Genomic DNA, 19,808 nt, shown 5'->3' with positions numbered 1-19,808 from the left:
ATAATCCCCCCTCTAACTCCCCCCTTAAAAACAAGGGGGGAGAACCAGATCGAGAGCGCTGTGTTTGTAGCTCAATAAAAAAGGCGCATCAAATGATGCGCCTTAATCAATGACTAGAGCGATAAAAACTTACAGCGTTTGGGTTAGTTGGTAATAACGCCCTTGTTTTGCAAGCAGTTCGGTATGGCTACCGTGTTCTACCAATTGGCCTTGCTCAATGAGGCAAATAGAATCCATGGTTTCTAGTTCGACCAAACGGTGAGTAATGAACACCACGGTTTTGCCCGCAAAGTGTTGGCGGAATAGCGCCAAAATCTGTTGCTCAGTCTGTTTATCCAAACCTTCGGTAGGTTCATCAAGCAGCAAGATCGGGCCTTGGTGAAGTAGGGCGCGTGCAATACCAATACGGCGTTTTTCACCACCAGAAAGCTGACGACCGCCGTCACCAAGCCAAGCATCTAGCCCCGGTGCTTCAAGCAATTTTTCAAGACCGACTTGAGTAAGCATGGTTGCAAGCTCAGCATCGGTTGCTTCGTCTTTTGCTAGTAGCAAGTTATCGCGAAGTGTGCCGTTTAAGATATCAACACGTTGGCTTACAACACTGATAGCAGCACGTAAGTCGCTTTCATTCCATGATTTCAATGGCGTGCCAGCAATACGAATTTCACCAGCTTGGGTATCCCAGTAGCGAGTCAAAAGCTGAATCAGCGTTGATTTACCAGAGCCGGTTTGACCGACGATTGCCACTTTGTGACCCGCTGGAATAGAAAGTGATACCTCTTCAACCGCTTTACGCTGCTCGGCACTGTACGCATAAGAGACATTATCGAACTCAATGCCGAATTGACCGCTATGTTGAGTCGCCTCGGTTGGGAAACGCACTTCAGGCTCTGCCAAAATAACATCATTCAAGCGACGTGCTGAAGAGAGCGTTTGGCTCAAGTATTGGAATGCGCCAGCGATTGGCATCAGCAGTTCAACACTGGCCATGGTGGCAAAGACCACCAACGCAATCAGTGGGTCTGGGGTATTGCCGCCAACACCGTCTGCGGAAAGCCACAGCATCAACACCAAGGTCCAACCGTTTGCCAGCATCAATAGCGCCATAGCAAGTCCAGAGATATGAGCATTGATACGCTGGTTATTGATTAGACGGGCTTGCGCAGAATCCATCGCTTGGCGATAGCGCGATTCAGCACCAAAGATAGTCAGCTCACTGAAACCTTCAATCCAATCGAGCGTGGTAATACGAAAATCGGCTTTGTTTTGAGTTAACTCTGCACCGTTACGTTTACCCAACTTGTAGAACAATACCGGCCATACCAATACGATACACAGCAATATAGCGCCAAGAATCAGACCTAATCGCATATCAAAGCAGGTTACTAAGAAGGTAATCGCAGCAATACCGCAAATGGCGATAGTGATAGGGCTAATCAAACGCAGATAGATGTGATCCATCGCGTCGATATCCGCCACAACACGGTTGAGCAGGTCAGCATTACGTAGATTCGAAATCCGCCCCGGAATAAGTGGAGTCAGTTTTTCAAAAAAGAAAATACGCAGGTCAGTCAAAAGCTTAAAGGTAGCATTATGGCTAACAACACGTTCACCCCAACGACCTGCAGTTCGGCCGATGGCAAAGCCACGCACAAAGCCACTCGGTAGCATGAAGTTGAATGTCTCTTTGGCCACCGTTAATCCTGCCACCGCGGCCGCAGAGAGGAACCAACCAGAGATGGTCAATAGACCGATAGAGCAGCACAGGGTTAGGAAGGCCAAAATCATCCCAAGGCTTAAGCCGAACCAATGCTTTTTATACAGTTTTAAGTAAGGCAGTAGATCACGCATCGAGATTCCCCTTATCCGCTTCTTGAAGGACTTGATTGGCTTTTAGCATGGAAGCAAACAGGCCTTCTTCAGAACTGAGCGTTGCAAAATCACCATCTTGAATAATGGCGCCGCTTTGCATTACTAGGATATGGTCCACTGATTTCAGTGGTGCCAGTTGGTGGGTAACCAATAGCGCGGTTTTACCATGAATTTGATTATCCAAACCTTGCATTACGAGCTGCTCGCTACGTGCATCAAGGCTGGCAGTCGGTTCATCTAATAACCAGAACGAGCCGTTTTGAATCATGGCACGAGCTAATGCTAGGCGCTGCGCTTGACCCACTGACAAACCACCAGAACGATCGCTGATGTGATAATCCAAACCGTGTTGATCAACAAATTCACTAGCGAATGAGCGATCAAGGGTCTCTTTCAGCGTGGAATCTGATACGACTTTACCCATGGTGACGTTGTCACGAATTGAGCCATTCAATAGCAGCGGGTTTTGTCCAACCCAGCTAATGTAACTGCGCCACTCATCATGGTTGAGTTCACTCATCTCAACACCATTGATGGTTAGGCTACCTTCATAAGGCATAAAACCGAGGATGGCATTGATAAGGCTGGTTTTACCTGCACCACTTGGGCCGACAAGCGCAGTCACTTTATTCGCACTTAGGGTAAAGGATACCGGGCCAACCAAAGTTGAGCCTTCAGGGCTCAGTACTTTTAAGTCGTGCGCTTTGATTTCGATGTTATCAGTGTTGTTCATCGCCGTTGCGCCAGATTTCACTTTGCTCACATCGACTTCAAGGAATTCAACGATGCTTTCTGCAGCGCCAACGGCCAGCTGTTTCGCATGGTAGAAAGTACCAAGGTCGCGCAGTGGCTGATAAAACTCTGGAGCCAAAATCAGAATAAACATCCCAGAGAAGAGAGTAACGCCTGCGCCGTAATAGCCAAAATCGAATTTGTCGATAAAGCTAAAACCAAAGTACACCGCGGTTAACGCGATAGAAATGGAAGTGAAAAACTCCAATACCGCAGATGATAGGAATGCGATGCGCAATACATCCATGGTGCGTGAGCGGAACACCTCAGATGCGCCGCGCATTAGCTCTGTTTCAGCTTTGGCACGGTCGAACAAACGAATCGTGGTCATCGCTTGTAAACGGTCATAAAAGTGACCGGACAAACGTTGCAGCGCTTTGAAGTTCTTACGCCCTGCATCCGCCGCCTTAATACCAACCAATGCCATAAAAAACGGAACCAGTGGCGCGGTGATAAGGAAAATTAGCCCTGCAGCCCAGTTAACTGGGAATACCACGACCAAAATCACCACCGGAATCATGACCGAAAGTGCCATTTGCGGCAGGTAACGAGCGAAGAAATCGTGCATGTTTTCTACCTGCTCTAAGAGCAAGGCAGCCCATGTACCAGCGGGTTTCCCTTTGATGTAAGCAGGACCTAATTCACGCAGTTTATCCATGATGAGCTGACGGATATAAACGCGAATTTGTTCGCCACAGTGGAAACCTGCGATTTCGCGACCCCAAGAACATCCGGCACGAACAGCGATTAACGCGATAAGACCAAGGAAGTGGGGAACGAGTTGTGATTTGTCGACATGCTCGATGATGAGCTGATGCAGAATGGAAGCAAGTAATGCCGCCTGTGCAACGAGGAAAAAGCTTGATAATACGCCAAGCCCAACGGCAATCATAAGCCAGCGTTTTGCCAGTTTACTTTGCTGTTTGAGCCATAGGTTCAAGCTGCGTTGTTTTTTCTTATCCATTATGAAGGCTTATTTTAGAATCGTATTTTGAGCGAGCACGTAGTATACAAAAGAAAGCCCAGCGGATATACCGCTGGGCTTTGCGTATCAAGAGTAAAAATGAAAAATAACTTTTCTAAAGTTTATAACTATCAGTTTTACTTATCGTTTAGTGCGTCTAGATAACGTTCTGCATCAAGTGCAGCCATGCAACCTGTTCCTGCTGAGGTAATTGCTTGGCGATAGTTATGGTCCATAACGTCGCCCGCAGCAAAGACACCAGGGATACTGGTTTGTGTGGCGTTACCATTCAAACCAGATTGCACGATAAGGTAACCATTGTGCATTTCTAGTTTACCTTCAAACAAACCACTGTTTGGTTGGTGACCGATGGCGATAAATGCGCCCATTACAGCAAGGTCTTCAGTCGCGTCAGTTTGAGTATCTTTCAAACGTACGCCAGTTACGCCCATTTCGTCGCCTAGCACTTCGTCTAGAGTACGGTTGGTATGTAGAACGATTTTACCAGCAGTCACTTTGTCATTCAGACGGTCGATCAAAATCTTTTCCGCACGGAAAGTTTCACGGCGGTGAATCAGGTGAACTTCTGATGCGATATTGGCAAGGTAAAGCGCTTCTTCAACCGCTGTGTTACCACCACCGACTACCGCGACTTTTTGGTTGCGGTAGAAGAAACCGTCACACGTTGCACAAGCAGAAACACCACGACCTTTAAACGCTTCTTCTGATTCTAGGCCGATGTATTTTGCTGAAGCGCCAGTTGCGATGATCAATGCATCACAAGTGTACTCAGTGCTGTCGCCTTTCAAACGGAATGGACGATTAGAGAAGTCTACTTCGTTAATGTGGTCGAATACGATTTCAGTGTTGAACTTTTCTGCGTGTTCTTTCATGCGGTCCATCAAACCAGGACCAGTTAGGCCTTCTGGATCGCCTGGCCAGTTTTCAACTTCAGTTGTCGTAGTAAGCTGACCGCCTTGTTGCATGCCTGTCACGAGTACAGGATTCAAGTTCGCGCGTGCTGCGTACACTGCTGCAGTGTAGCCCGCTGGGCCCGAACCAAGAATTAATAGTTTTGCGTGTTTCACTTCACTCATGAGTGCTCCCATCGATGCGATGCATATTACTTTCTTTGTGATTGTAGGGAATATATCAGGGCATTAAAAGAGGTATACAAGGGGGAATAGGTAAAAAAATAGATTAATCAGTCCATAATTGAATAACATGTGTACAAAAACGCACCAATATGACAATTAAGTTATTTTAACTCTATGTATTAAAACAATATTATAAATAATTATAGTAAATTACTTTGTTTTAGCTGGAAGGTGAGTGACTTAAATGGTTTTAATGATTGGCTTTTGGTTAAATGTTAGTCATAAATATCGTTTTATTAAAACTGATTATGATTTGATGTGGTAAAAATTGTCATTTATGGATAATGGTATCAATATTAGGTATGTGAATAAATTGTTAATTCTGGTGGGTTTGTTTACCTACTAAGGAGTCAATGATGTTGCATCACCACGACCACACAATGAACCTTAGCCAATTGACCCATGGGGCAGTACACCAACTGGCTCCGTCATTTGCTTATCTACCTCATACCGAACATGCTGATGGTGAGTTTCGCCTCAGACGCTATTCCGTGATTCAGTTCTACCATGGCGATGTGGTGGAAACCAGCAAACACGATTTTGTGCAAAGCAGCAAAATTAATCATTACCAAGGCAATATCAAACGCCATTTTGAACCACTACTTAACAGCACGTTACACAGTGAAGGTTTGCGTGAAATGTGCGATCTTTTCGTCTCACACAATGAATTGCCTGATGGGCAAGAGATTGAGATTCACCAAATGCGTGTCGCTTCGGTGTATGACGAAACCTTAGTCTCGCCAGAGGGCGTTCATCAAGACGGTTTTGACCATATTGCGATCATCGGGATCGACAGATACAACATCGTTGGTGGCGAGATCATGCTGTATCGAGATAATCACGAAGCGCCATTTTTCCGTAAGGTATTGGAAAATGGGGAAGTTGCGATGTTGGCTGATCGAGAGTTATGGCACAACGCTTGTCCGATTCGCGCGATAGACCATAATAAAGAAGGTCATATGGATCTATTTGTGCTGACAGCGAGGAGGCACTAATGCCTTTTGATGTGGTTCAACTCAGAGAGCAATTTGCCGCGTTGCATCAAGTCTCTGATGGGCAGCCTATCTGTTTTCTTGATGGTCCCGGTGGGACTCAGGTGCCAGATCGTGTCATTCATCGCATGAGTGATGTGTGGGTTAAGGGCAATAGCAATTTGGGCGGAGCTTTTGCTAGCAGCAAGGCGATCACCAAAATTGTGTTAGAGGCGCGCAGTTATTGCCAAGCGCTACTCAATGCCCCTTTGGCATCAAACATTGTGTTTGGCGCGAATATGACGACATTGACCTTTTCATTAAGTCGCGCCATTAGCCGCGATTGGCACAGCGGTGATGAGGTGATCGTCACAGAACTTGATCACTACGCCAACGTATCGCCCTGGAAACAGGCCGCAAAGGATCGAGGAGCTATCATCAAACAAGCGCGAATCGATACCAAAGAGGGCAGTTTGGATGTTCCTCATTTACTGTCGCTGATTAACGATAAAACACGTTTAGTGGCAGTAAGTTGTGCCTCAAATACCACAGGTTCGATAACCCACATCAAACCTATTATCGAAACGGCGCATCGGTTTGGCGCGCAAGTCTATTTGGATGCTGTGCATTTCGCCCCGCACCATTTGATTGATGTACAAGAGTGGGATTGCGATTTTCTGGTGTGTTCGGCGTATAAATTCTTTGGACCGCAAGTAGGCATTGCCTATGTGGCATCGCCTTGGCTGGAAATCGTTGAACCTTATAAAGTCGAGCCTGCACCTAATGTGGGGCCTGCCCGATTTGAAACCGGAACCCAGAGCTTTGCGCAGATTGCCGGTGTGACAGGGGCGATTGATTATTTGGCTAGTTTAGGCGGTGACCAAGGTGGGCTTAGAACTCGGTTAAAGCAGGCATATCAAGATATTGGCGACTATGAACAGGGATTGTCATCCCGTTTTCTCGCTGAATTAAAATCGCTCCCTAACGTCAGTTTAATCGGTCGCAGCGAAGCAAATCATCAAGTGCGTACGCCTACTTTTGCCCTGCGCTTTAAGGGACACACACCACAAGAATTAGCGCAGGCGCTCGGTGCAAAAAATATCTGTGTTTGGAGTGGCCATTTTTATGCCATCGGGCTGATTAACGCGCTTGGGATAGATCAAAAAGAGGGTGTACTGCGAGTTGGCTGCATGCATTACAACACCGAATCGGAAATAGAACGTTTCTTTGCTTGGTTACGCCCGTGGTTAAGTTAACGATTCTATTAGCGTAAAAACACCATCGCCTCTTCGCTACAAGGAAGAGGCGATGCCATCATCAGTTAGTCGACATGAAACTCCACTTCGTAAGAAGTGAATTTGCGAATATTAATCACACCAGTGTCGAGTATCAGGTATTGACCTTTAATCCCTTGTAACACGCCTGCCACCACCGGTTCTTTATCGAAATTGTGCGACACGATTTTGCTTGGGTATTGCGTCACCGGATAACGAATTTCAGTCGATTGTTCTTGCAGCTCTTGCACCGCATCATCGCCAAACTCACTACGGATTTCTGCAATTTTATCGGTGAGCAGTGGGCGCAACGCATGAAACTCATCAAGCAATGGCATTGGGCTGGCTTCTTCTTTAAGCAGTGTGCGCCAGTTGGTTTTATCGGCGATGTGCTTAGCTAACTCAACTTCAATCAGACCAGAGATTTGACGTGTCTTCACTTTAAAAATCGGCAAACCTTGCACTGCGCCTTGGTCTATCCAACGGGTTGGGATTTGTGTATGACGCGTGATACCCACCTTCAAGCCTGAAGTATTCGATAGGTAAACGTAGTGATCCACCATGCAGTGGTCTTGCGCCCATTCGGGTTCACGGCAGGTGCCTTGAGCATAGTGGCAGGTTTCAGGCTTCATGATACACATGTCGCAGCTTGCCAGCTTTTTCATGCAGACAAAACAATGGCCTTGGGAATAGCTTTTCTTGGTTTTCTTACCGCACGAACAGCAGAAAATATTCCCCGTATGGCGCAATTCAATATGATGACCAATCAATGGATTTAGCTCGACAAAAGCGTCGCCCACCGGCAATTGATACTGGGTTTGAGTGTTGAGTTGAGCGCGCATTTTATCTAATACGCCTGTAGCAATTAACGACATGACATTACTCATCATTTTTATTGGTTTTGGCCATAGTAACAAAGGCTTAATGAGAACCGTAATCGTTAGGGAATTATGTCACCCAAACTACCGGTATCAGGCATAGGCAACGGGGAACGAATCTGGTATAAACATATGCAAATTGTATCAATTCAAATGCTTTCGTGATGCGTTGCTCTGACGTCGGTTTAAGTAGGGCGGTAGCGTGGAAAAAACACAGTGGATGAGCGCTAATCACCAGACTTTTGAGAAAATGAATGCTCGTATAACGAAGAAATTCAAGGGTCAGGGAAACCGCATGAACATCCTTGATTTTAAAGGGGTGTACTAAGCACAGAATTCTTGATATCACCACGATTTTTATTGACCTTTCTCGCATGTTTTTAAATTTACAAAGGATCGATTTGTAGATCATTTTCATTGTTTTCTAATGGTTTCGTATTAAAAAACGGAGCCTTTTCATGACCAGTTTAGCGAACCCATTTATGCATTTTTCAGCCTTAACCGATTACCGACAAACGGGGAAAGTCACCCACAAATTATCAGACATTATTTTGCTGACAGTTTGTGGTGTTTTATCGGGACAAGATACATGGGAAGGCATCGTTGATTTTGGTGAAATGAGACGAGATTTTCTCAATCATTATGGCGATTTTTCAGCGGGTATTCCGTCAGCAGATACAGTGGCAAGAGTGGTGGGTTTACTCAATCCGAAAGAGTTTCAATCTGCCTTTATTGATTGGATGAAAGACTGCCATGAACTCACGAAAGGTGAGGTTGTCGCGGTGGATGGAAAGACGGTGAGAGGGTCTTACAATAAAGCCAAAGGTAATCAAGCGATCCATATGGTTAACGTGTTTGCGACAGCGAATGGAGTTTGCTTGGCGCAATCAAAAGTGAATGAGAAAACCAACGAGATTACGGAGATACCTAAGCTACTGGAAATGTTAGATATTGCAGGTTGTTTAATCACAATTGATGCGATGGGTTGTCAACGAAAAATAGCTCAGAAAATCGTGGATAAAAGCGCCGATTACTTGCTGGCAGTAAAGGGAAATCAGGGCAGTTTAGAGCAGGCATTTAACGAGTACTACAAGCCTTCGATGTTGGTGAAGTTTGATGGAGATAGCTACTCAAGTCAGGATAAAAGCCATGGTCGTTTAGAGACGCGGTGTGCACTGGTGAATAAAGACTTGAGTGTACTAGGTGACCTTGAGTACGAATGGCCGGAATTGAAGTGCATGGGCATCATGGTGAACGTGAGACAAGAAAGCGAGCACGCTTCAGAGAAAGAGGTGTCGGTACGCTACTACATCAGCTCGAAAAAATTGAGTGCAGAAGAGCTGCATAATGCGAGTAAAAGTCATTGGTTAGTGGAGTCAATGCACTGGCAATTGGACGTGGGTTTTAGAGAAGATAAATGCCGCATCAGAGTGGATGATCGAGCTGAAGAATTATCGAGGATCCGACAGGCTTGTTTCAACTTATTGAAGCAAGAGACGAGTGCGAAAGGTGGCATCCAGCGCAAGAGAATGCGCTGCGCGATGGATGAAAATTACTTAAGTAAGGTTCTCGGAAGCCTTGAATGACGGGGATGTTCATGCGGTTTCCGTGCTCTTTTAGGCTGGTTAAAAAAGGCGATTTCATACAAATACCAATACTGTTTAAATATACAGTTATTGTAAATTATGCCTGTGGATAGATTAAACAGACAATGTCGGTATTTTGTGATCACGAAAGCGTAAAATCCTACTTCTCTCATACTTAGTTATTAGTGATGAGGGGGAAGTAGTGGGAAAGAACGTAAAATATAGATAGACAAGAAAATACAGACGTTGTCTGTCTAAGAACTGTTAGCAAACAAAGTGGTTATAAGGAAGTTAGATGCAAAAACATCCATTTTATAGTTTTAGAAAAAATCTATATAGAGCTGATGTGATTCATGATATATCAGCAGATCTTAAGGAGCACAATTGCTCCCAATATGACTATAAAAACACGTTACTAAATCAGGCTTATATTATTTACATGGTTGCATCGTGGCAGGGTTATGTTGAAAATCTTGTAGAGTTTTATTTTAACTTTGTAGCCTATGATTTAGATAATCCATCAATTCGTAAAGTGATGCAGAATAAACTCGAAAAATCAAAAAGGGGCTTCAATACACCCGGTGCCAACGGTATCAATACAATTATATTAGAGGTTTTTGGTCTCAATAAAATATCGGATATGTTTTCAGTTGATAAGTTAGGTAGTAAGAAAACTAAAAAAATCCTCGATGACCTACTGACATGTCGACATGAAATTGCACACGAAGCTCGTTGTACATCAGAGTCACTAACTAATGATAGGTTGGTCTTCTATCGAAGCTTTCTTTTGAAATTGGCTAAAAACTTAGACGAGTTATTGATGGATAACTTAGATGGCTCTTTAAATGGGTTCATATTTCCTGGGCAGTTTGCTAACAAATTGCTTAAGAGTGACGGCTAACCTTTGGCATTTTTGGTTCGGTTGATTTTAGGGATTACGGTGGTTTTGCTCAGGTTTAGTGGTGTTAGCCGCACCTTAGCAAGGCGTTAAATTACAGGAGATATCTTTGAGTATTATTTATCACTATAGTGATCTTAATGGGTTTACTAATATCATAAAAAATAAAAAACTTTGGCTTTCTGCTACAAATAATCTAAATGATTATAGAGAAGTGAATTGGTTTGTTGATAAGGTATACAATAGATTAAAAGAATTAGTTAATGAAAAAAATCAAAAATTGCTCAATAAATTTTGGCAATTAAAGTCAATTAATTCACCGATGCCATATGTCTGTAGCTTCTCCAAAAATGGTGATTTATTAAGTCAATGGAGAGCATATGCTGATGATGGTTATGGTATAGCAATCGGGTTTAATCGAGAGTTTTTCGATTTTAAAGTAGATATTCCCTCACCAAATGCATTAAGTAAATATTCAATTGGAATGAGTGATGTTATCTATGACGTTGATGCTCAAGAAAAAGAAATTGAAAACATCCTATCCTTAATATTATCTTCATTAAAGGATCAAGATAATGAAGATAATTATTTAATTAGTGCTGTTACTGTGTTAAATAAATTATCTTATATCTGTAAGAATGATGCATTTAGTGAAGAAGATGAAGTTAGAATTGTTCATACCCCATTAATAACAGGAGATAAGGAAGGTTTAACTTATTTTATGGGTAATATTTCAGATATGCAACATAGAGTGTCAGGTCAAACATTAACATCATATTTTGAATTGGATTTCTCGGAAACTAAAGATGTATCTCCAATATCTGAAATAATTTTGGGTCCTAAGTGTAAAGTTAGTCAATATGATATGGATACGTTTTTAAGTATGAATGGTTTTGGTAAGGTAAAATATAAATTTTCTACCGCTAGCTATCGGTGAGTTGTAATTTAACAAGACGAAACAATTGACAAAATATATGTCACGATTTTTGCTTCGCAAAATGTAGTGCCATATATTTTGCAACTGTTCTCTGCGTTAGCTTTCCTAATATAGCTTTGAATTTATAAATCGAGGTAGTTTGTGGAAGAAAGAAATGTAATGATTAATTACTTGATCAATGAATACTTCAGCGGCGATTTAGATCAAGCAAGTGATCTCACTGGATATACGAAAATACAGTTACACGATTGGATGACTGGTGTTAAACATCCACAAAAACAGACAGTTGAATTTATTATGCATAAATTATTTGTGCCAGAATTCAAAGTTATTGTTGAATACGCAGAATTTGAACCAAAGGGTGACGTTAGACCACAATTAAGAAATCTATTCAAAGGTTATGAGGATAGAATGGGGATTTATGCGTTTTATGATGCATTTGCGAATTTAATCTATGTAGGTAAGGCTACTAGATTACTCGATGAATGCTATTCAGCGATTCGGAGAGATGTACCTGTAAAATTTCCTACTGGTGTAAAAAAATCACCAGAAAAACGTCATGAAGTTGTACGTTACATTTCAGCTTATGATGTGGGTGATTCACAATGGGTTGACTACCCCAAGCATGTAGAATCATTAATATTGCGTATTTCAAAACCAATTTTAAATAAGCAAATTGGATATCTAGAAAAAGCCTTCCCTTTTGAAAATGAAAGCTAACAAGGCGTTTCAATTGACAAAATATATGTCACGAATTTTGGTTCCCAAAATGTAGTGCCATATATTTTGCAACTGAACTATGCGTTATGTAACATGGAGGTTCAATGAAAATCGCAATCATATTAGGTACTTCAAAATCTGACGGTAATACGCGAAAACTAGTCGAATCATTTGTAGAGCAGTCAGGTGCAAAGCTGTTTGATCTATCTGATTTCGATATCAGTTTTTACGATTATGAGCATGAAAATAGCAAAGATGATTTTCTTCCAATTATTCATGAGCTACTCCGATTCGATCATCTGGTGTTTGCTTCACCAGTTTACTGGTACTCAATGTCAGCACAGCTAAAAGTTTTCTTTGACCGATTATCCGATCTTCTAACAATCGAAAAAGAGTTGGGACGCAAGCTGAAAGGTAAATCTATTTCAGTGCTATCTACAGGCTACAACTTAGACTTGCCTGCATGTTTTGTACAACCATTTGAACTGACCGCAAGCTATATGCAGTTGGAGTTTAAAGGATGTGAATACCTTGCTGTACAATCAGAATCGGATTTAGGTAAAGTTACCAGTAGTGCAGCGCAAGCTATTGAAAATGTTATATAACAATCGGTTGAAGCCGACTGCCAACGAGTGGCATTTTTAGTTCTAAATAGTTATGCGATTACAGAGCGTTACGGTAAGTTGGTTATGGTGTTGGTAGCAGGTTAACCGGGTGTTATGTGTCAGGAAGAAAATGAAATCACTTCAACAGATCCAATACTTAATCGATGAATACCAGCGATTATATCGAAATTTAAATCTTGCGCCGTTCGTGCGTGGGGAAATATATAGTTTATATAATCGAGATAGATCTTCAGTAGTAGAAGCTAAGCTATTTTGGCCAGAAACATGGCCATTATGTGACAGGTATGGGATCTATGCGATTTTTGCTGATGAACTACTGTTATATATCGGAAAAGCTTCATTACAGCCGTTAGGTAATCGGTTAGGTAGTTATTTCCGTTATAGTGAAGATAGACAAAGCGGTATACCTAAGAACGGGCATGTTTGGACAAGAATGCCGACCCATGTAGTTACATGGGCTGTTCCGACGGAATCATTTTTTGAAGCTTCTGCTCTTGAAGAGTATTTGATATTCAACTTGGGTGAACTTCTAGTAGATAATGAGTTAGGCAAACACACATAACAAACCAGTGCAATTGATGCATGTAAGATCTACGTTTGCTGTTTAAAATATTTCACACGCTTTGGTTACAGTGAACAGCGCAATTGACTGGAGCGTTAGGCGAATAGAAGTAAAAATGTACTCAAATACACATTACGAGAAATACCCAAATTTGAAGCCTTGGGTTGGTTCAAAATACGGTCAAAGTGAGGTTAAGAAACTTCTTATCATTGGTGAAAGCCACTACTTACCGAAAGGCTCGGTATCTGCGCTTGATGCTGAACAGTGGTATGCGGGTAACCAAGGGAGTTTAACGGACAAGGAAAAGTCTTGGATTAACACAAGTGGAATCATTGAGCACAATATTCCTAAGAACTTTCCGAAAAAGTCGCATTGGATATACCGAAATGTAGCCAAAGAAATTAATAAGGTGTTTTTGGGATACGAAAATCCAGCAAACATTTTAGACCATGTGGCGTTTATGAACTATTTCCAAAGACCAGCTGAAAGTGAAGGTGGTAGTATTAATATAAAGTCGTTGGACCTTGAAGTGGCTGATCGTACAGTTACAGACTTCATAAAAACTCTCACCCCTGATTTAGTGGTCTTCTGTTCATCAAAAGCAGGGAAATACGGTGCTTTAATTGTTCGTAGATTGGGTGTCGAATGTATCGTAGCTCCCCATCCTTCAAGTCAATGGTGGAATAGAATTGCAAAGAGTTATGGTGGTTTTGGTAGAGATATAATTCCGAATTTTTTGGTTAAGCATCAGTGGGCTAAATCCGCCTAACAACACGCTCCAATGGATGCTTTCATATCAATCACTTATGGTTTGAAATTTTCAGTTTGTGGTGACTATCGTGGGGCACCATTGAGCTTAACGTTAGGCGTCAAAAGGAGAGTCACTTGAGAGCCCCATTTCAAGTAATAGTTTTACCTTATCGAGTTTGTAATAATTCAATTCAAATTTTAGTTTGTAAACGTTCCGACGACCAATATTGGCAATGTGTTTCCGGTGGAGGTGAACTTGCAGAAAAAAGTATTGATGCAGCAATTCGGGAATTAAATGAAGAAACAGGTTTAACCGGAATTGATTGGCAAAAATTAGATTCTCAATGCACGGTACCCAAATGTCATTTTCGTGGAAATGAAAATTGGAAAGAACATCCCTATGTAATTCCTGAATATGCGTTTTCAGTATTGGTAACAGAATCGCCAGTGTTGTCATGTGAACACACAGAATACAAATGGTGTGATGAGCGAGAAGCAATAGAGTTACTTCAATATGACTCAAATAAAAACGCTGTATGGGAGTTATACCAAAGGTTGAACTTGGTGGATAACGCCTAACAAGAGACTATGGTATCAATAATTGCATTTTGGCTAATTTTGGTTCCAAAAATATAGTGCCAAATATTTTTCAACTCTTCTTATCGTTAGGTGACAGGAGAAAAACTTGAATCCAATTGCTATTCTCATCCATGTCCCAAATGTAGAGCAGGGACTGGCTTGGTATCAAAAAGCATTTCCATCTGCGAATCCTATTTACTATTCAGATTCTGACTTTACTGTGCTTGATCTTGACGGTTTTTCACTCGAAATAGTTCAAGCTGATGAGAAAGTTGGGACCGGGAAATATGGAACAGTTTTATATTGGTCGGTACTCGAATTAGAGGCGTCACTCAAGCATTTTGAATCTCTAGGGGCAAAACTTTATCATGGCCCAATGGCAATTGAAAATGGGTTAGTAATGTGCCAATTGGAAGATCCGTTTGGAAACTTAATTGGTCTACGTAGCAATGTCACCTAACGAAAAATTTTTATGGATGCATATAACGTCTGGCATTCTTGGTTTGAAATTACTTGTTTTTTCTAACAATGGTATCAATGCACCATTGAATTAGACGTTAGTTGCTTAATCAGCTTCAGCTACTCGATTGGGAATTTTTGTTTGTGATGAAGAACACGCATAATTCGAATATTAGACCCATCGACAAAATACGAAACGATCATTGATACTTCAGGAATAATGAGTAAGCGACCTCGAATGCCATTACGTTGAACTCCCATTAATGGTTGCTCATTTAGGTTTTCAACTTTGGCTTCAATAATGTCGTCGGTTCTTTCAGCTACATCGGGGTTAAAATCGTACAGAAACTCAAAGATTTTTTCTCGGTCGTTTAAAGATTCTTCTTCCCAGTAAATCATTATTGACCTCGGTTACCAGGGAAACCGCATGAACATCCTTGATTTTAAAGGGGTGTACTAAGCACAGAATTCTTGATATCACCACGATTTTTATTGACCTTTCTCGCATGTTTTTACATTTACAGAGGATCGATTTGTAGATCATTTTCATTGTTTTCTAATGGTTTCGTATTAAAAAACGGAGCCTTTTCATGACCAGTTTAGCGAACCCATTTATGCATTTTTCAGCCTTAACCGATTACCGACAAACGGGGAAAGTCACCCACAAATTATCAGACATTATTTTGCTGACAATTTGTGGTGTTTTATCGGGACAAGATACATGGGAAGGCATCGTTGATTTTGGTGAAATGAGACGAGATTTTCTCAATCATTATGGCGATTTTTCAGCGGGTATTCCGTCAGCTGATACAGTGGCAAGAGTGGTGGGTTTGCTCAATCCGAAAGAGTTCCAATCGGCTTTTATTAATTGGATGAAAGATTGCCATGAACTCACGAAAGGTGAGGTTGTCGCGGTTGATGGAAAGACGGTGAGAGGGTCTTACAATAAAGCCAAAGGTAATCAAGCGATCCATATGGTTAACGTGTTTGCGACAGCGAATGGAGTTTGCTTGGCGCAATCCAAAGTGAACGAGAAGACCAACGAGATCACGGAGATACCTAAGCTACTGGAAATGTTAGATATTGCAGGCTGTTTAATCACAATTGATGCGATGGGTTGCCAACGAAAAATAGCCCAGAAAATCGTGGATAAAAGTGCAGATTACTTGCTGGCAGTGAAGGGAAATCAAGGCAGTTTAGAGCAGGCATTTAACGACTACTACAAGCCTTCGATGTTGATGAAGTTTGATGGCGATAGCTACTCAAGTCAGGATAAAAGTCATGGTCGATTAGAGACTCGATGTGCACTGGTGAATGAAGACTTGAGTGTGCTAGGTGACCTTGAGTACGAATGGCCGGAATTGAAGTGCATGGGCATCATGGTCAACGTAAGACAAGAAAGCGAGCACGCTTCAGAGAAAGAGGTGTCAGTCCGCTACTATATCAGCTCAAAAAAATTGAGTGCAGAAGAACTGCATAATGCGAGCAAAAGTCATTGGTTAGTGGAGTCAATGCACTGGCAATTAGACGTGGGTTTTAGAGAAGATAAATGCCGCATCAGAGTAGATGATCGAGCTGAGGAATTATCGAGGATCCGTCAAGCTTGTTTTAACTTATTGAAGCAAGAAACGAGTGCGAAAGGTGGTATCCAGCGTAAGAGAATGCGTTGCGCGATGGATGAGAATTACTTAAGTAAGGTTCTCGGAAGCGTTGAATGACGGGGATGTTCATGCGGTTTCCGTGCCTCGGTTACGGATTTTTGCTTTGCGAGCAGCCATACGATTTTTGGCAGATTCATGGTCAACAAATATAGCTCGTCCAGAATCAAATTTATCAAATGCGAGATTAATTTGTTCAGTTAGCCAAGCATCATGGGATAATGCTTTACGTTGTTGTTCAGCGAGTTGTTCAGTGAGTTCACGGCAAGCATCACTAAGAGTTCGACCTTGGCTTTCAGCCATTTGTTGGGCTAAACGTTTTGTTTCTTCATCAACACGAAATTGAATTCTGGTATCCATGAGTTACTCCTGAATTTGATGTGTGTACAAATGTTAGCACTGGCATTGGTGAAGGGCAACTGACAAAGAGACAATGTTAGGCAGCCCTGCCAACCGCTATCACGGCGGGTCCTAGACGCTCTTACACTCGCCCCAAATTTTGGCGTTAGTTGTACATGAAAAGTTCGGAGTATAAGTGGTAGAAAATTACGAAAATCAGTTTTTGGATTTTATCCAACGAGAAATGCAACAGGATTTAGCTCATGATATCAATCATGTGTTAAGAGTGGTTAAAACAGCAAAATTTTTATGTGAAGCAGAGAGTGCGGTAATAGATGTTGTTATCCCGGCAGCATATTTGCATGATTGTTTCTCATTTCCTAAAAATCACCCTGACAGATCTCAAAGTTCAAAAATTGCTGCGGGTAAAGCGTTATCGTTTTTATCAAGTATTGGATATCCAGCAGAATATCTGCCAGCAATAAGTCATGCAATTATGGCACATAGTTTTAGCGCTAATATAAAACCAGAGACATTAGAAGCAAAAATAGTTCAAGATGCGGATAGATTGGACGCATTGGGAGCTATCGGAATTGCAAGATGTATTCAAGTTAATACAAATCTAGGCGTAAATTTCTATAGCGTGGATGATCCATTTTGTAAGCAACGTGAACCGGATGATAGACGTCATGCAATAGACCATTTTTATAGCAAATTGTTGAAGTTATCAGGCACGATGAATACAGCTTCGGCAAAAGTAGAAGCGGAAAAAAGAACGTCGTTTATGCAATTATATTTAGAACAGTTAGGTACGGAGATATAGATAGTTTAAATTTTAAAAGGTACGAGGGTTACTCGAGCTACAGGGATTTTAGTGGATGCCGATGAAGAGGGCATAAAACAATCAAACCCATAAATGACGGTCATTTGTCTTGAATTGGAGTATGATGGGCAATTGTCCAAACTTTAGATATTCATGATTATACCGACTCAAACTCTTCCTACCCCTGATGTCACTTGTTCAAATTGCAAAGCTTGCTGTTGCCGTCTTGAAGTGATGATCATATCCGATACCGGAGTACCTGAACAATTTATCGAACGAGATCAATATGGTGGCGAGACGATGATGCGATTAAATGATGGTTGGTGTGCTGCGTTAGATAGAGATACATTAATGTGCACCATCTATGAAAATCGTCCTTGGATCTGTCGTGAGTTCGACATGGGTTCTGATGAATGTATTGATGAGCGAGTAAAGTATCTATAACTTGAATTGCGGTGAAACCACTTTTTAATTAGCCCAGTAGACTGCAATTTGTGATAGTAGGTTGCGCCAATCGATAAGATTACTGTGCTTGTTGAATTGTATAAGTAAATGATGTCACTCGTAGTTTATGCGAAGAATTGTGCCTCTCATACGCATGTATTCATTAATGCATCCTAAACACCGACGGAGTGCTCCCTGCCAGATCAGACTCTTCGATACAACTCATCATCAAAGTAATGTTTACAAGGGATTGTGATGTTAGAAGACCAGTTAGAGCAATGGATTAGAAATACCCCGGAGCTTATGGAAACGGCTCAAGCGTGTTTAGCGGTTAGGCTGCCTGATTACTTTATTGCGGGTGGTGCGATAACGCAGCTTATTTGGAATTCATTGTGCGGTGAAAGTCCGCTGCACAATATTAAAGATTTCGATGTCGTCTATTTCGATACCTCCGGTGCGATGAGTGAAACAAGTTATAGCGACCAAATTGATCGTTTTGTGACACATCAAGTGCCGATTGATGTAGTCAATCAAGCACTTGTTCATCAATGGTATCCCCAAAAATTTGGTCAAACTATTCCTGCTTATACAAGTGTTGAGCAAGGCATCGATTCTTGGCTTTCTGCATTTTCGATAGGATTTCGATTAAGAGAGAATGGCGAAATGCAGATCTATGCTACCGAAGGTTTGGCGGATGCATTTCATAAACGGGTGAAACCGAACCCTAAAGCGATGACGCGAGAGAGTTACCGTAAAATGGTGGCAGGGTACTGTCGACGCTGGCCCGATATTTCGGTGGAACCTTGGCTTTAGTCAGATATCACTTTTCAAAGGGAATGTTATGCCTACTTTAAAACCCAATGCTAATTTGGCCGATTTTCAAAAGTATGTGGCTGAACTTGAGATCGAGCGAGGATTTGCGGATCAAAAAGTGAATGAAAAATGTTTATTGCTGGGTGAAGAAGTCGGTGAGTTATTTAAAGCAATTCGTAAAGCAGAAGGTATTGCCATCGACCCAAACTCCAAAGTGGGCGAAATAGGTGACGAGTTAGCTGACGTGTTCATTTATCTTTGTTCCATTGCCAATCGTTATGACATTGATTTGGAGACGGCGTTTTTGGATAAAGAGTTGAAGAACAGCAAAAGAAAGTGGATATAAGATTTTGCTATATTACAGCCTACTTTTAAACAACAAGTTACCTAGTTCATCGATCTTGTTCGTTTACCATTTATTGTAAACAGGATATATTTAATTGTTCATAATAATATTCTGGTTAATGATAACGTAACGTGAGAGGTTCGTGTGAATATTAGCTTTACCTTATTAGGTCAGTTTTATATAGCGTTAGTGATTTTAATGACTTTCTTTACCGTTAAATTTGCTAAAGGAAAGACTGAAAATATTGTTTGGGTCGGTTTTTATTCTGTATTGCTTAATATTCTCCTTCCGCCATTAGGTTGGATTTACTGTTTCTATTGGAGTACCCGAGCGAATGCGTTGGTAAATCAGTAAAGTTGA

General features: G+C 41.6%; 22 protein-coding genes. 16 read left to right on the top strand and 6 right to left on the bottom strand.

What is annotated here, in order from left to right; translation table 11 throughout:
• Window positions 1-129: 129 nt before the first annotated feature.
• The 3 genes from cydC to trxB all read right to left on the bottom strand — a co-directional run bounded on the left by cydC (window position 130) and on the right by trxB (window position 4,725).
• The gene (gene cydC, locus OCV11_RS10830; protein WP_261892864.1) at window positions 130-1,851 is read right to left on the bottom strand and encodes a heme ABC transporter ATP-binding protein/permease CydC; all 1,722 of its coding nucleotides are present in this window, start codon (window positions 1,849-1,851) and stop codon (window positions 130-132) included.
• Entirely contained in the window at window positions 1,844-3,628 is a 1,785-nt protein-coding gene (gene cydD, locus OCV11_RS10825; protein ID WP_261892863.1) for a heme ABC transporter permease/ATP-binding protein CydD, read from the bottom strand. The genes cydC and cydD overlap by 8 nt, the downstream gene beginning before the upstream one ends.
• Window positions 3,629-3,765: 137 nt before the next feature.
• Entirely contained in the window at window positions 3,766-4,725 is a 960-nt protein-coding gene (gene trxB, locus OCV11_RS10820; RefSeq protein WP_261892862.1) for a thioredoxin-disulfide reductase, read from the bottom strand.
• Between the two features lie 413 nt (window positions 4,726-5,138).
• Here trxB and OCV11_RS10815 point away from each other — a divergent pair, with 413 nt between their 5' ends.
• Entirely contained in the window at window positions 5,139-5,780 is a 642-nt protein-coding gene (locus OCV11_RS10815; RefSeq protein WP_373332788.1) for a 2OG-Fe dioxygenase family protein, read from the top strand.
• A complete protein-coding gene (locus OCV11_RS10810) occupies window positions 5,780-7,012 on the top strand; it encodes a cysteine desulfurase-like protein (RefSeq protein WP_261892861.1) in 1,233 nt (410 codons plus the stop codon). Before OCV11_RS10815 ends, OCV11_RS10810 begins: the two co-directional genes overlap by 1 nt.
• A gap of 65 nt (window positions 7,013-7,077) precedes the next feature.
• Here OCV11_RS10810 and OCV11_RS10805 read toward each other — a convergent pair whose 3' ends face one another.
• Entirely contained in the window at window positions 7,078-7,905 is an 828-nt protein-coding gene (locus OCV11_RS10805) for a DUF2797 domain-containing protein (RefSeq protein ID WP_261892860.1), read from the bottom strand.
• Between the two features lie 461 nt (window positions 7,906-8,366).
• On the opposite strand from OCV11_RS10805, the gene OCV11_RS10800 reads away from it, so the two are divergent.
• The 9 genes from OCV11_RS10800 (at window position 8,367) to OCV11_RS10760 (ending at window position 15,026) form a co-directional block, all read left to right on the top strand.
• Window positions 8,367-9,494: an ISAs1 family transposase gene (locus OCV11_RS10800; RefSeq protein ID WP_261892859.1), complete on the top strand. Its 1,128-nt coding sequence runs from the start codon at window positions 8,367-8,369 to the stop codon at window positions 9,492-9,494.
• A 295-nt stretch (window positions 9,495-9,789) separates the two neighbouring features.
• Window positions 9,790-10,395 (top strand): HEPN domain-containing protein, encoded by a 606-nt coding sequence (locus OCV11_RS10795; protein ID WP_261892858.1) that lies wholly within the window; start codon window positions 9,790-9,792, stop codon window positions 10,393-10,395.
• Window positions 10,396-10,501: 106 nt separating this feature from the next.
• A complete protein-coding gene (locus OCV11_RS10790) occupies window positions 10,502-11,329 on the top strand; it encodes a DUF2971 domain-containing protein (protein ID WP_261892857.1) in 828 nt (275 codons plus the stop codon).
• 141 nt (window positions 11,330-11,470) lie between these two features.
• On the top strand, window positions 11,471-12,049 hold the full coding sequence (locus tag OCV11_RS10785) for a GIY-YIG nuclease family protein (protein ID WP_261892856.1): 579 nt from the start codon (window positions 11,471-11,473) through the stop codon (window positions 12,047-12,049).
• Window positions 12,050-12,153: 104 nt separating this feature from the next.
• Window positions 12,154-12,654, top strand: coding sequence for a flavodoxin family protein (locus OCV11_RS10780; RefSeq protein WP_261892855.1), 501 nt, complete (start codon window positions 12,154-12,156; stop codon window positions 12,652-12,654).
• Window positions 12,655-12,784: 130 nt separating this feature from the next.
• The gene (locus OCV11_RS10775; protein ID WP_261892854.1) at window positions 12,785-13,237 is read left to right on the top strand and encodes a GIY-YIG nuclease family protein; all 453 of its coding nucleotides are present in this window, start codon (window positions 12,785-12,787) and stop codon (window positions 13,235-13,237) included.
• Window positions 13,238-13,352: 115 nt separating this feature from the next.
• Window positions 13,353-14,006: a hypothetical protein gene (locus OCV11_RS10770; protein WP_261892853.1), complete on the top strand. Its 654-nt coding sequence runs from the start codon at window positions 13,353-13,355 to the stop codon at window positions 14,004-14,006.
• A gap of 116 nt (window positions 14,007-14,122) precedes the next feature.
• On the top strand, window positions 14,123-14,566 hold the full coding sequence (locus tag OCV11_RS10765) for an NUDIX hydrolase (protein WP_261892852.1): 444 nt from the start codon (window positions 14,123-14,125) through the stop codon (window positions 14,564-14,566).
• A gap of 106 nt (window positions 14,567-14,672) precedes the next feature.
• Complete coding sequence (locus OCV11_RS10760) at window positions 14,673-15,026, top strand: VOC family protein (RefSeq protein WP_261892851.1); 354 nt, start codon at window positions 14,673-14,675, stop codon at window positions 15,024-15,026.
• Window positions 15,027-15,145: 119 nt separating this feature from the next.
• On the opposite strand, the gene OCV11_RS10755 is transcribed toward OCV11_RS10760, so the two are convergent.
• Complete coding sequence (locus OCV11_RS10755) at window positions 15,146-15,424, bottom strand: type II toxin-antitoxin system RelE/ParE family toxin (protein WP_261892850.1); 279 nt, start codon at window positions 15,422-15,424, stop codon at window positions 15,146-15,148.
• A gap of 191 nt (window positions 15,425-15,615) precedes the next feature.
• Between OCV11_RS10755 and OCV11_RS10750 the strand changes: the two genes are divergently transcribed.
• Complete coding sequence (locus OCV11_RS10750; RefSeq protein WP_261892849.1) at window positions 15,616-16,743, top strand: ISAs1 family transposase; 1,128 nt, start codon at window positions 15,616-15,618, stop codon at window positions 16,741-16,743.
• A gap of 9 nt (window positions 16,744-16,752) precedes the next feature.
• Here the strand turns inward: OCV11_RS10750 and OCV11_RS10745 are convergent, their stop codons facing one another.
• Window positions 16,753-17,043, bottom strand: coding sequence for a type II toxin-antitoxin system RelB/DinJ family antitoxin (locus tag OCV11_RS10745; protein ID WP_261892848.1), 291 nt, complete (start codon window positions 17,041-17,043; stop codon window positions 16,753-16,755).
• A 175-nt stretch (window positions 17,044-17,218) separates the two neighbouring features.
• Here OCV11_RS10745 and OCV11_RS10740 point away from each other — a divergent pair, with 175 nt between their 5' ends.
• From OCV11_RS10740 to OCV11_RS10725, 4 genes are all read left to right on the top strand, one after another.
• A complete protein-coding gene (locus tag OCV11_RS10740) occupies window positions 17,219-17,845 on the top strand; it encodes an HD domain-containing protein (protein ID WP_261892847.1) in 627 nt (208 codons plus the stop codon).
• A 153-nt stretch (window positions 17,846-17,998) separates the two neighbouring features.
• A complete protein-coding gene (locus OCV11_RS10735) occupies window positions 17,999-18,289 on the top strand; it encodes a YkgJ family cysteine cluster protein (protein ID WP_261892846.1) in 291 nt (96 codons plus the stop codon).
• 255 nt (window positions 18,290-18,544) lie between these two features.
• Complete coding sequence (locus tag OCV11_RS10730; RefSeq protein ID WP_261892845.1) at window positions 18,545-19,102, top strand: nucleotidyltransferase family protein; 558 nt, start codon at window positions 18,545-18,547, stop codon at window positions 19,100-19,102.
• A 28-nt stretch (window positions 19,103-19,130) separates the two neighbouring features.
• A complete protein-coding gene (locus OCV11_RS10725; RefSeq protein ID WP_261892844.1) occupies window positions 19,131-19,448 on the top strand; it encodes a MazG nucleotide pyrophosphohydrolase domain-containing protein in 318 nt (105 codons plus the stop codon).
• Window positions 19,449-19,808 lie beyond the last annotated feature (360 nt).

This window comes from Vibrio porteresiae DSM 19223 (assembly GCF_024347055.1).
In the GTDB taxonomy this organism is placed as follows: Bacteria; Pseudomonadota; Gammaproteobacteria; order Enterobacterales; family Vibrionaceae; genus Vibrio; species Vibrio porteresiae.
The sequence above is the reverse complement of the archived record's forward strand: the minus strand, read 5'-3'. Positions and strand labels throughout refer to the sequence as shown.

What these genes read in the sequence shown, in the direction of transcription:
- OCV11_RS10735 (WP_261892846.1), top strand. Translation starts at nt 17,999, where the DNA reads ATGATTATACCGACTCAAACTCTTCCTACCCCTGATGTCACTTGTTCA.
- trxB (WP_261892862.1), bottom strand. Translation starts at nt 4,725, where the DNA reads ATGAGTGAAGTGAAACACGCAAAACTATTAATTCTTGGTTCGGGCCCA.
- OCV11_RS10770 (WP_261892853.1), top strand. Translation starts at nt 13,353, where the DNA reads ATGTACTCAAATACACATTACGAGAAATACCCAAATTTGAAGCCTTGG.
- OCV11_RS10745 (WP_261892848.1), bottom strand. Translation starts at nt 17,043, where the DNA reads ATGGATACCAGAATTCAATTTCGTGTTGATGAAGAAACAAAACGTTTA.
- OCV11_RS10750 (WP_261892849.1), top strand. Translation starts at nt 15,616, where the DNA reads ATGACCAGTTTAGCGAACCCATTTATGCATTTTTCAGCCTTAACCGAT.
- OCV11_RS10815 (WP_373332788.1), top strand. Translation starts at nt 5,139, where the DNA reads ATGATGTTGCATCACCACGACCACACAATGAACCTTAGCCAATTGACC.
- cydC (WP_261892864.1), bottom strand. Translation starts at nt 1,851, where the DNA reads ATGCGTGATCTACTGCCTTACTTAAAACTGTATAAAAAGCATTGGTTC.
- OCV11_RS10775 (WP_261892854.1), top strand. Translation starts at nt 12,785, where the DNA reads ATGAAATCACTTCAACAGATCCAATACTTAATCGATGAATACCAGCGA.
- OCV11_RS10725 (WP_261892844.1), top strand. Translation starts at nt 19,131, where the DNA reads ATGCCTACTTTAAAACCCAATGCTAATTTGGCCGATTTTCAAAAGTAT.
- OCV11_RS10730 (WP_261892845.1), top strand. Translation starts at nt 18,545, where the DNA reads ATGTTAGAAGACCAGTTAGAGCAATGGATTAGAAATACCCCGGAGCTT.
- OCV11_RS10795 (WP_261892858.1), top strand. Translation starts at nt 9,790, where the DNA reads ATGCAAAAACATCCATTTTATAGTTTTAGAAAAAATCTATATAGAGCT.
- OCV11_RS10800 (WP_261892859.1), top strand. Translation starts at nt 8,367, where the DNA reads ATGACCAGTTTAGCGAACCCATTTATGCATTTTTCAGCCTTAACCGAT.
- cydD (WP_261892863.1), bottom strand. Translation starts at nt 3,628, where the DNA reads ATGGATAAGAAAAAACAACGCAGCTTGAACCTATGGCTCAAACAGCAA.
- OCV11_RS10805 (WP_261892860.1), bottom strand. Translation starts at nt 7,905, where the DNA reads ATGTCGTTAATTGCTACAGGCGTATTAGATAAAATGCGCGCTCAACTC.
- OCV11_RS10780 (WP_261892855.1), top strand. Translation starts at nt 12,154, where the DNA reads ATGAAAATCGCAATCATATTAGGTACTTCAAAATCTGACGGTAATACG.
- OCV11_RS10755 (WP_261892850.1), bottom strand. Translation starts at nt 15,424, where the DNA reads ATGATTTACTGGGAAGAAGAATCTTTAAACGACCGAGAAAAAATCTTT.
- OCV11_RS10810 (WP_261892861.1), top strand. Translation starts at nt 5,780, where the DNA reads ATGCCTTTTGATGTGGTTCAACTCAGAGAGCAATTTGCCGCGTTGCAT.